3 protein-coding genes are annotated in these 12,039 nt (G+C 61.8%); 2 read left to right on the top strand and 1 reads right to left on the bottom strand.

Features of this window, described 5'->3' with window-relative positions:
* Positions 1-5: 5 nt before the first annotated feature.
* Positions 6-1,205, bottom strand: a complete 1,200-nt coding sequence (gene pncB / locus C1H69_RS00915) for a nicotinate phosphoribosyltransferase (protein WP_102651544.1) — start codon at positions 1,203-1,205, stop codon at positions 6-8.
* Positions 1,206-1,634: 429 nt separating this feature from the next.
* Between pncB and C1H69_RS00910 the strand changes: the two genes are divergently transcribed.
* A complete protein-coding gene (locus C1H69_RS00910; protein WP_102651543.1) occupies positions 1,635-10,217 on the top strand; it encodes a glycoside hydrolase family 94 protein in 8,583 nt (2,860 codons plus the stop codon).
* Between the two features lie 211 nt (positions 10,218-10,428).
* A complete protein-coding gene (nhaD, locus tag C1H69_RS00905) occupies positions 10,429-11,913 on the top strand; it encodes a sodium:proton antiporter NhaD (protein ID WP_102651542.1) in 1,485 nt (494 codons plus the stop codon).
* The last annotated feature ends 126 nt before the right edge of the window (positions 11,914-12,039 follow it).

The raw sequence follows: 12,039 nt of genomic DNA, 5'->3' as shown, positions 1-12,039 counted from the left end.
GTGGACTAGCCCTTCACGCCGAAGACGCTCTTGAGATAGCTGATGTATCGCTCATCCCGGCACATGGTCTTGCCTGGAGAATCGGAGATCTTGGCGACCGGTTGCCCGTTGCATGACACCATCTTGATCACGATGTTCATTGGCTTCACGCCCGGCACGTCGCAGGTCAGGCTGGTACCGATACCGAAGCTGGTCCTGATCCGCCCTTCCAGTGCCGTCTTGATTCGCATGGCCGAATCGAAGGTCAGCCCGTCGCTGAAGATCAGCGTCTTGGACATCGGGTCGATGCCCAGGGATTCATAGTGACGGATGCACTTTTCGGCGAACCACAGCGGGTCGCCGCTATCATGGCGCAACCCGTCGAAGAGCTTGGCGAAATAGAGATCGAGGTCGTGCAGGAAGGCATCCAGGGTGACCGTGTCGGTCAGCGCGATCCCCAGGCAGCCTCGGTACTCCTGCACCCAGGCCTCCAGCGCGGCACGCTGGCTGTCCACCAGGCGGCTGCCAAGCTGCTGGTGCGCCATGATCCATTCATGTGCCATGGTCCCCATCGGACTGATATCGTGGTGACGTGCAATGTCGACGTTGCTCGTACCGACGAAGTTGCCAGGAAACTCCTCGATCATGACCTCGACGATCGCCTCCTGCACCCGTTGGGAGAGGCGACGGCGGGTGCCGAAGTCGGCCAGGTTGAGCCCCGCCAGTTGCTCGGGTGTATAGGCGTCGCTCAGCGCCGTGAGCTTGCGACGCAACTGCGCCACGGCCTGGTCGATCTCGACATCGGGGTAGAGGACATGATTGCGCACTTCGCTGATGATCGCCAGGATCACGATCTCGAACAGGATGCTGTGCGACCAGGGCCCGTCGATGACGATGCACAGCTCGTCACCCTGCATGCCCACCTCCACGTACTCCGGCCTGAAGCGATAGAGCTCCAGAAAGCGAATGAAGTCGGGTGACATGTAGGGGAAGCTGCTGAGATAAGCCGACTCCTCCCGCGTCAGCCGAAGCGCAGCCAACTGGTCGATCTGCGCACGGACCTCGGCGATGTAGGGCGCCAGGTTCTCGGCATTGCGACAGCGGAATTCCCAGGTCACGCTGGCGTTGGGATACTGGTGATGCACCCCCTGCATCATGGTCAGCTTGTACCAGTCGGTATCCAGCAGTGAGGTAATGATCGGCCCAGTGCGGTAGGTCGCGTCCATGTTGCCTTCCCTATGTGTCGGTGGTGAGCGTCAAGGGCGGTAGCCCATAAAGCGGCTGGTTGCCTACGGTACGATGACGCCAAGTCAGGCCTGATTAACTACACTTCAATACAAGACGAGATGAACTGGTTGGGCACGGTGTGCGTGAGTGCATCGTCCCCCGGGTCACTTGTCAGGGAATGACCCCGGTTACCGTAGGCAGAACACAAGGGTGTTTGAGCGTGCCGAGAGCGACCGGTTTGTGCCAGGCAGTGCCTGTGACGTCGGTGAGCTGGTGCGCTTGGATCCTCGTATTCTCCTCGGAAACCTCGACAATGGCCCGTATTGTGCGGTAGCGAACCGAGCGACACTTCCAGCTTGGCTCACTATGCGGGGGTACGAAACATCGCTAGCCCCAGCGGGTGTAGCGCATCGACCAGGATAGCGCTTGTGAATCGACTGCTCCGTTATGTGCGCCGTTATCGTTCATCGTCGCCACCCTGGGATTCCACGGCGCCCGTGCGGGAGGAACTGTTCAGCCTGGAACGGCTAGAGCAGCATGCCGGCAGCCTGGCATCGGCACAACGCATCGCGAGAACCCCGCCCAGGATGATGCCATTGCGGCGACGGCTCGATGACAACGCCGATGTCCTGTTGGCTGCCTATCGGGCGAGTGCCGCGGAGCTGGCCGACGGCCGCGATGTCGTGCCGGCTGCGGCTTGGCTACTCGACAACTACCATCTCGTCGAGGCGCAAATCCGCGAGATCCGCAACGATCTTCCTCCTGGCTACTATCGACAGTTACCGAAGCTGGCCGATGGTCCTTTTGCCGGTTACCCCCGTGTCTTCGAGCTGGCCTGGGCGTTCGTCGCTCATACCGACAGCCATTTCGACCCAGATATCCTGCGCAGCTTCATTACCGCCTACCAACGCGTTCAACCACTGACCATCGGCGAGCTATGGGCGGTGGCGATCACCCTTCGTATCGTCCTCGTTGAAAACCTGCGCCGACTTGCGGATCAGATCATCAACGAACAATCGGCACGTAACGATGCCGATGCCGTGGCGACCCGATGGCTCACCCCGGAGGGCAAGCACATCCCACTGGGGCCCCACCCCGTCAGCAGCCTCACGCCCCTGTCGGAGCCTTTTGCCGCCCAGTTGGCCAAGCGCTTGCGAGGTCTCGATCCACGAGCCAACCCGATGGTGGGTTGGCTGGAAAGGCAGCTCAGTTCGCAGGGTGACTCCATCGATGAGGTGGTTCAGCATGCACAGCAGCGCCAGGGTGCCGCCAACGTCACCGTACGCAACATCATCACTAGCATGCGGTACATATCGAGTATCGATTGGGCAGAACTTTTTGAAAGCGTCAGCCTGGTGGATGCTCGGCTGCGACAGGCCAGCGCCTTTGACGACATGGATTTCCCTACCCGCAATCTTTACCGCAGCGCCGTCGAACGATTGGCGAGGGGCTCCGCGCACGAGGAGCTCGAGGTGGTCGAGCAGGCGCTTACCGCTTCACGCACAGCGGTGGCTAGCGCCGACGATCCCGTCGAAGCCGCACGCGTGGGCGACCCCGGCTATTTTCTCATCGCGGCAGGGCGGCGTGCGCTGGAGCAAGTCATTGGTTATCGTCCTTCACCGAGTGATCGGCTGCGCCGGGTCTTCCTGCATTACGGCATGGGCGGTTATATTGGAATGATCGCAATAGCCACCGCGGGCGTACTGTCTCTGGCGTCCTGGTCGTTATGGTCGCTTTCCTCCGGCGAATTATCCGTGGGTGGGCTGGCGCTGCTGGGGTTCCTGGGGCTGTTGCCAGCAACCGAGGTGGCCACCTTGCTGGTCAATCGCATCATTATTCGCAGCATCGGTGCGCAGCCCTTGCCGGGTATCGACCTCTCGGCGGGTGTCCCCCCCACACTACGCACCCTGATTGCCGTACCGACACTGCTCACCAGCGAAGCCGAGCTGCGTGAGCAAATCGAACGTCTGGAAGTCCACCACTTGTCCAGCGGTGGTGGCGATCTCGTTTACGTCTTATTGACCGATGGGGTTGACTCCGACCGCGCCGACCTACCCGGTGACGCACCCATACTGGCTGCAGCCAGTGAGGCAATCAGCCAGCTCAATCGCCGCTATGGCTCGATCTCGAGCGACACCGGTGGGCGTTTCTTTCTGTTGCATCGGCGCCGGGTCTTCAACAGCGGCGAAAACTGCTGGATGGGGTGGGAACGCAAGCGTGGCAAGCTGCATGAGCTCAACCGTTTACTCAGAGGGGCCAGCGATACCTCTTTCCTGGACGCGCCTGCCCTGCCAAGCGATGTGCGTTATGTCATCACGCTTGATGCCGACACACGACTGCCCAGGGGGGCGACCAGCCGGCTGATCGGCAAGATGGCGCACCCGCTGAATCAACCACGCTTCGATGAAAGCCGGCAGAGGGTCGTCGACGGTTATGCCATTCTCCAGCCACGCCTGACACCCTCGTTACCGCTTGGCCGTGAAGGTTCACTCTATCAGCGGCTATTTTCCGCACCGGGCGGTATCGACCCCTATGCAGCGGCTGTATCGGATCTCTATCAGGATCTACTCGGCGAGGGCTCCTTCGCAGGCAAGGGCATCTACGATATCGATGCGTTCGAGGCTTCGCTGAGCGCTAGGGTCCCAGAGAACAGCGTTCTCAGCCATGACCTTTTCGAAGGGGTTTTTGCACGTGCGGGCCTGGCCTCGGATATCGAAGTCATCGAGGATTTCCCTTCCCGCTATGACGTCGCAGCCAAGCGCCAACATCGCTGGACGCGAGGCGACTGGCAGTTGCTGCCCTGGATCATCGGGCCAGAGATGCCCATGACCGGGCGCTTGAAAATGATGGACAATCTGCGCCGCTCGCTGCTGGCGCCTTTACTGCTGGCCATCCTCGCCGTGAGTTGGCTGCTGCCGTTACCTGCCGCCATGGCAGGTACGCTATTCGTGCTCACGGTCATCGCCGCCCCCATGATCCTCTCCCTGATGACATTCCTGAGGCCGCCTCGAGCGGGGGTGTCCCTACGTCAGCATGCCGGTGCGTTGCTCATCGAACTGAGGCTTGCGGCCATCCAGACTCTACTGTTGGCCACCTTCCTGCCCGACCAGGCCTGGCGCATGCTGGATGCCATCATCAGGACACTGGTTCGGCTTCTGGTGACGCGCCGTCATCTGCTCGAGTGGACGACAGCCGCCCAGGCCACGGGAAGCCCCCGGCTGACGCTGACTGGTTTTTATCGGGGCATGGCGCCGGGCACGGCACTGGGGCTGGCAATCGCACTAGGCACGATGGCCCTTGCACCTGAAGCACGCCTCCTGGCGTTCCCCTTCGCACTGCTCTGGTTGCTCGCACCGGGTGTCGCCGCCTGGAGCAGCCGCCCACAAAACATCGCGCCGCAGAATGTCCCGTCGCCGCCTGAAGCGCGTGAGTTACGGCTGATCGCGCGACGCACCTGGCGGTACTTCGAAACCTTTGTCACTCCCGCCGACAACATGCTGCCACCGGACAATTTTCAGGAAGAGCCCCAGCCAGCTGTCGCCCAGCGCACCTCCCCTACCAACATGGGGTTGTATCTTCTGTCCACCCTGGCCGCCCGCGATTTTGGCTGGATAGGAGCCCTGACTGCCGTCGGCCGCCTTGAGGCCACGCTGGGCACCATGCAGACGCTACCGCGTCACCGGGGACATTTCTTCAACTGGTACGCCACCCAGGACCTGCGTCCGCTGGACCCGAGGTACATCTCTTCCGTCGATAGCGGAAACCTCGCGGGACACCTGATCGTCGTTGCCAATGCCTGTGAAACGTGGCTGGAGACCGAGCAGTTGCCTGACCCTCGCTCCGGCATGACGGATAACCTGCAGCTAGCACGCGATACGCTCGAGACGCTTCCCTCCGTTCATGGCGAGAGTGCAGCGTTGCTCGCGGCACGCCTTGACAGGATCGAGGCCCAATTGAAAGGCGATCCGCGGTTCGACGCGTGGTTACCGACACTGAAACGGCTCACCGACGAAGCGACCCGCATGGCCCACGATACCCTGCAGGCCGATCCAGGCACGCCGGTCGAGGAACTATTGTTTTGGATCGGGGCCTTGCGCAAGTCGGTAGCCGACCATTCCCGTGACCAAAAACAGACCGGCAAGGCAAGGCAGCGCGCCCGGCTCCAGGCGCGATTCAGGCAACTCGCCGACACAGCGCGAAGCATGGCATTGTCGATGGATTTCGCCTTCCTGCTCGACCCCGAGCGTCAGTTGCTGTCGATCGGCTATTCGCTGGACGAGAACACTCTCGACACCAGTTGCTATGACCTGCTCGCTTCCGAGGCGCGACTGGCCAGCCTGTTGGCCATCGCCAAGGGCGACGTACCAACACGCCACTGGTTCAGGCTCGGACGTGCGGCCACGCCATTGGACCACGGCTCGGCGCTGATTTCCTGGTCCGGCTCCATGTTCGAATACCTGATGCCGTCACTGGTGATGCGTGCTCCTGCGGGCAGTCTGCTCGAGCAGAGCAACCGCCTGGTGGTCAAGCGCCAAGAGGCGTATGCGACATCGCTGGGTGTTCCCTGGGGTCTCTCCGAATCCGCCTACAATGCCCGCGACATGGAGTTCACCTATCAATATTCCAACTTCGGCGTGCCCGGGCTGGGGCTGAAACGCGGCCTTTCTGCGGATCTGGTGATTGCCCCTTACGCAACCGGCCTGGCGACGATGGTCGACCCCGAGGGGGCGTGTCGTAACTTCACCCGCCTCGCTGACTTGGGTGCGGTTGGGCGCTATGGGTTCTACGAGGCGCTCGACTTCACCCGCTCTCGGCTACCCGCGGGGGCAGATGTCGCCATCGTGCGGAGTTTCATGGCGCATCACCAAGGCATGACCATCGTGTCAATCGCCAACACTCTGCATCACGGCCTCATGCGCGACCGTTTCCATCGTGAGCCGATCATCAAGGCCAGCGAACTGCTGCTGCAGGAACGCATGCCACGCGATGCGGCGGTCGCTCATCCCCGCGCCGAGGAAGTGAGATCGGCACCGAGCGAAAGCGACAGCGAGGCGCAGACCATTCGACGCGTCTCGACGGCCGCCAAAGGCGCTCCGGTGACACACCTGCTATCGAACGGGCGCTACTCGGTGATGCTGACGGCGTCGGGAGGCGGATACAGTCGTTGGCGTCATATCGCCATCAGCCGCTGGCAGGAGGATGCGACACGGGATCACTGGGGGAGCTTCATTCTTCTTCGCGATAGGGAAAACGATGGCGTCTGGTCGGCCAGCGGCCACATGCCAGGCCGAGAGACCACTCATCAGGATGACGGTCACTATGTGATTTTTGCCGAGGATTACGCACAATTCTGTCACTACAACGGCGATCTCACCTCCCACCTGGATGTTCTTGTCTCGGGCGAAGACGACAGCGAAGTGCGGCGGGTCTCGTTGACCAACAGAGGGCGCCGGACGCGGGATATCGATATCACCTCCTACTCGGAGCTGGTGCTGACCACGCCGGCTACCGACAATGCCCATCCGGCATTCGCGAAGATGTTCGTGGTGACTGAATATCTCGAGCCTTTCAATGCGCTGATCGCCACCCGCCGCTTGAGGGAACCAGGCGAGGCGCAAGTCTGGGCCGCCCATTTCGCCGTGGTGGAAGGCGAGGCCATGGGCGACGTGCAATACGAGACCGACCGGGCCCGATTCATCGGCCGCGGACGGACGGTTGCAAGTGCAGCGGCTCTCGTCGGTGGCAAGGCGTTGTCGAACACGGTCGGCACGGTACTCGATCCGATCTTTTCACTGAGGCAGCGCGTCAAGGTAGCACCCGGCAAGGTCGTTCGCATTGCCTTCTGGACCCTGGTGGCATCGTCACGCGAGACCCTTGTGGACCTGATCGACCAGCACCACGACCGCAGCGCATACGAGCGGGCCAGGACGCTGGCCTGGACACAGGCCCAGGTGCAGCTTCGCCACTTGTCGATCAAGCCCGAGGAAGCAGCGGACTTCCAGCGTCTGGCCGCGCCCATCCTCTATGCCGATCCACGGTTCAGGGCGCCACCCGACGCCATCGAGCGCGGCGCGGGCCCTCAATCCGGCCTGTGGCCGCATGCGGTTTCCGGCGATCTGCCGATCGTACTCCTGCGCATCGATTCCACCGATGACCTGGCCCAGGTACGTCAGCTACTGCGCGCGCATGAGTACTGGCGCATGAAGCGCCTCGGCGTTGACCTGGTGATCGTCAATGAGCGTGCCTCATCCTATGTACAGGACCTGCAGCAGGCGATCGAGACCGCGGTATTCAGTAGCCAGTCGCGGCCTCGCTATCATGAGGGCCATGCCCAAGGCTCGGTCATCCCACTACGCGCCGACCTGATGAGCCTTGAGGCGCGCACCTTGCTGCAGTCCGTTGCCAGGGTGGCGCTGATGGCAAACCGTGGGCCGATCGCCGATCAACTCGCTCTGATCCCACCGTCTCTTCATCACACATTGACGAAGAAAGAACAATGGAGCACGAAGCCACACAAGACGACAGCAGACGAACCTGGCTCCAAGGCGGTACCGGATCTCGAGTTCTTCAACGGGCTGGGGGGCTTCGACAAGCAGGGCCGGGAATACGTGACGATTCTCGAAGCCGGACGCTCCACGCCGGCCCCCTGGATCAATGTCATTGCCAACTCCGGCTTCGGTTTCCAGGTCTCGGCGGAAGGAACGGGTTACCTGTGGGCCGAAAACAGTCGTGAAAATCAGTTGACGCCATGGTCGAACGACCCGGTGGGAGACCCCAGCGGTGAAGCGATCTATATTCGCGATGAGGAAACCATGGAAGTGTGGACGGCAACTGCACTCCCTGTTCGCGATGAAGGCCGATACCTGGCCCGACATGGATTCGGCTATAGCCGGTTCGAACACGAAGCGCATGGCATTGGCCTTGAGCTATTGCACTTCGTGCCTCTCCATGACCCTGTCAGGATCTCCCGGCTGACTCTCGAAAATCGATCGGGGCGACCCCGTCGACTGTCAGTCACCGCTTACGTGGAATGGGTGCTGGGCACGGCACGCGGCACCGAGGGCCCTTTCCTCATTTCCAGAATGGATGAAACCTGTGGTGCGATGCTGGTACACAATCCATGGAGCATTGCGTTTCCCGGGCGAGTTGCCTTCGTTGACCTGAGCGGCCTGCAAACGGCCTGGACAGCGGATCGTGTCGAATTTCTCGGTCACGGCGGCAGCCATGCATCGCCCGCTTGCCTGGGCACCCGAGCCCCACTATCGGGAGCCAGCGGCGCCGGCCGGGATCCCTGCGCGGCTCTGCAGTGTACCGTCGAGCTGGCTGTCGGCGAGACGCTAGAGGTCGTCGCGCTCCTTGGCCAGTGCCGATCAGACGCCGAAGCCAGAGAGCTGATCGCCCGCTATCGCGGGGCCGATATCGACACCGAGTTCACGGCGGTCACGGCACACTGGCAGGCGCAACTCGGCGCAGTGCAGGTTTCCACGCCCGATCGGGCCATGGATATCATGCTCAATGGTTGGCTGCTATACCAGACCCTTGCCTGTCGCATCATGGCACGTTCCGCCTTCTACCAGGCCAGCGGCGCTTACGGGTTCCGAGATCAGTTGCAGGATGGCATGGCCCTGACCTTCGCCAGTCCCGAGACGACACGACGTCACCTGCTGCGTGCCGCTTCACGACAATTCGTCGAAGGTGACGTGCAGCACTGGTGGCTCCCCCATTCCGGCCAGGGCGTGCGGACTCGCATATCCGACGACCGGGTCTGGCTGGCCTATGCCAGTGCCACCTATGTCGCCACTTCGGGTGACACCGCCGTGCTGGATGAGTCGGTAGGCTTTCTCGAGGGTGCATTGCTGGGGCCCGACGAGCACGACGCCTTTTTCCAGCCGATGATTGCTTGCGAGTCCGCCTCGCTATACGAACACTGCGCCCGCGGTCTCGACCAATCCCTGGCGCTCACCGGCGAGCGTGGCCTGCCGCTGATCGGAGGAGGCGACTGGAACGATGGCATGAACCGGGTCGGCGAAGCCGGCAAAGGCGAAAGCGTGTGGCTAGGCTGGCTGCTGGCGCGAACCCTTGCCCTGTTCGTGCCGTTCGCCGAACAACGCGATCATGAAGAAGCGCGAGCCAGTCGTTGGCGAGCTCATGCGGCCTCGCTGCGCGAGGCACTCGAGCGCGAAGCCTGGGATGGCCAGTGGTACCGGCGGGCGACTTACGACGACGGCAGCTGGCTCGGCGCTCAGGATGGCGACGAGTGCCGTATCGACTCGATTGCCCAGTCCTGGGCGGTATTATCCGGCGCCGCGGAACCACAACGCGCCGAACTCGCCATGCGCTCGCTAGAGCGCAAGCTCATCCTCCACGACCCCGGGCTGGCCTTGCTGTTCTGGCCACCCTTCGACAAGCCGTCACGCGACCCTGGCTACATCAGCGGTTATCCTCCCGGACTGCGAGAAAACGGCGGCCAGTACAGCCATGCATCGATGTGGGCAATCCTGGCGTTTGCAGAGTTGGGCGAAGGCGACAAGGCTTGTGACCTGTTCGCCCTACTCAACCCGATCAATCACGCACGCACGCCAGAAGAAGCCGCACGCTACAGAGTCGAGCCCTATGTGGTCGCCGCCGATGTCTATTCCGTCGCCCCCCATGTCGGGCGTGGTGGCTGGACCTGGTACACGGGTGCCGCCGGCTGGATGTATCGAGCTGGTCTCGAAGGCATTCTGGGCATCCGCCGCGAGGGGGCCTTCCTGGTCGTCTCCCCCTGTCTGCCAGCTGCCTGGCCGGGCTTCGAGGCGATGATAGAAGTGGGCTCCTCCCATTACGCCATTCAGGTGGACAATCTGGAAAACCTCCAGCCGGGACATGTGACTCAACGCAGCCTCATTTCCATGCAAGCCCACCTGGATGGGGAAGAGATACCTTGCAACGAGAGGAGAGTCCATGTGCCGCTCGATGGCGCACGGCATCGTCTGGCACTTGTCATGCGGTATGACTGCCCCGCCGCGTGACGCGGTAATTCAGCCCAGCTGACGGGACACTGACCAATATCCGCGTTGCCATGGCAGATACGACACGACATCAGGAGCCACAGCCCCAGGTGAGTGGGCCATGCCAGACAGGCATGGCCGACAGGGTGTCTATTCCGCAGCGCAGCATAATATGCTATATGAATAGCGCTTTTTTACCCGTCCCCTCCTCTACCTTGCAGGATATATCGTCATGCCGTCAGGCCTTCCTCTCCCTTTCCGGCCACGGTGTCTCCACCGTTGGCCAATTGCACTCGCCCTTGCCTCTGCACTTTTCCTGATTCCCTCAGCGGCCAATGCCGCCACGGGCAGCCTGGACATGACAAGCTCGCTGGTCGGGTTCATGGCCGTTGCCTTGTTCGTGGTCGCCTACGCCCTGGTGATGGGCGAGGAAAAGCTGCATATGCGCAAATCCAAGCCTGTGTTGGTGGCCGCCGGCCTCATCTGGGCGATGATCGGCTGGGTGTACGTCCAGTCCGGCATGCCTGATGAGGCCGAGCACGCCTTCCGCATGACTCTGCTCGAGTTCACCGAACTGATGCTGTTCCTGCTGGTGGCGATGACCTACATCAACGCCATGGACGAACGCCGCGTATTCGACGCCCTGCGCTCCTGGATGGTCCGCAAGGGCTTCAGTTACAAGCAGCTGTTCTGGCTTACCGGCGGGCTTGCTTTCGTCATTTCACCCATTGCGGACAACCTGACCACCGCCATGCTGATGTGTGCGGTGGTGCTCAAGGTCGCCGAGGGCGACAAGCGCTTCATCAATCTCTGTTGCATCAACATCGTGGTGGCCGCCAACGCCGGCGGTGCCTTCAGCCCCTTCGGCGACATCACCACGCTGATGGTGTGGCAAGCCGGCATGATACAGTTCTATGAATTCTCCGCGCTTCTGGTGCCATCACTGGTCAATTTCCTGATACCCGCAGTGATCATGAGCTTCTTCATCAATGACCGCAAACCGGAAGGTGTCTATGAGGATGTGTGGCTCAAGCGCGGAGCGCGGCGCATCATCGCCCTGTTCCTGCTCACGGTGGCAACGGCCGTGGCCTGCCACAGTCTGCTGCACCTGCCTCCAGTTCTGGGCATGATGACAGGCCTGGGGTATCTGCAGTTCTTCGGCTATTTCCTGCGTCGTACCCTACCGCGATCACTGGAGCGCAAACGCATCCGCTACACCGAGCGCGGCGATCAGAAGAAACTCGCGCAGTTGGGCAGCGTAGTGCCTTTCGATATCTTCAATCGTGTCGCACGGGCCGAGTGGGATACCCTGCTGTTCTTCTATGGTGTGGTGATGTGCGTGGGCGGCCTCGGTTTCATGGGCTACCTGGGGCTGCTCTCCGAAGCGTTGTATGGCGGGCTGGGCGCCACCTGGGCCAACATTGCCCTGGGGGTGATCTCGGCCGTGATCGACAACATCCCGGTGATGTTCGCCGTACTGACCATGCAACCCGAGATGTCGCACGGCCACTGGCTGTTGATCACCCTGACCGCTGGCGTTGGTGGCAGCCTCCTCTCGGTCGGCTCGGCTGCCGGGGTGGCCCTGATGGGTCAGGCCCGCGGCAACTATACTTTCCTGGGGCATCTGCGCTGGGCGCCGGTCATCGCCATTGGCTATGCCGCCAGCGTCGCCGTACACCTGTGGCTCAACGCGGCAAGCTTCAGCGTCTTCGGCTGATACGCCCTTGCACCTGACGCAGGACGCCCGGTCAAATGCCGGGCGTCTTTGTGTTTGCCTGACCGTTCAAGCATGGCGCCCTGGCAGCTCTTGCCAAATAGGCTTATGATTTATTATCATAAAAAC

Source organism: Billgrantia endophytica (assembly GCF_002879615.1).
GTDB classification, from domain to species: domain Bacteria; phylum Pseudomonadota; class Gammaproteobacteria; order Pseudomonadales; family Halomonadaceae; genus Halomonas; species Halomonas endophytica.
Note: the sequence above shows the minus strand (reverse complement) of the source record. Positions and strands in the feature narration are given on the sequence as shown.

What these genes read in the sequence shown, in the direction of transcription:
- pncB (WP_102651544.1), bottom strand. Translation starts at nt 1,205, where the DNA reads ATGGACGCGACCTACCGCACTGGGCCGATCATTACCTCACTGCTGGAT.
- nhaD (WP_102651542.1), top strand. Translation starts at nt 10,429, where the DNA reads ATGCCGTCAGGCCTTCCTCTCCCTTTCCGGCCACGGTGTCTCCACCGT.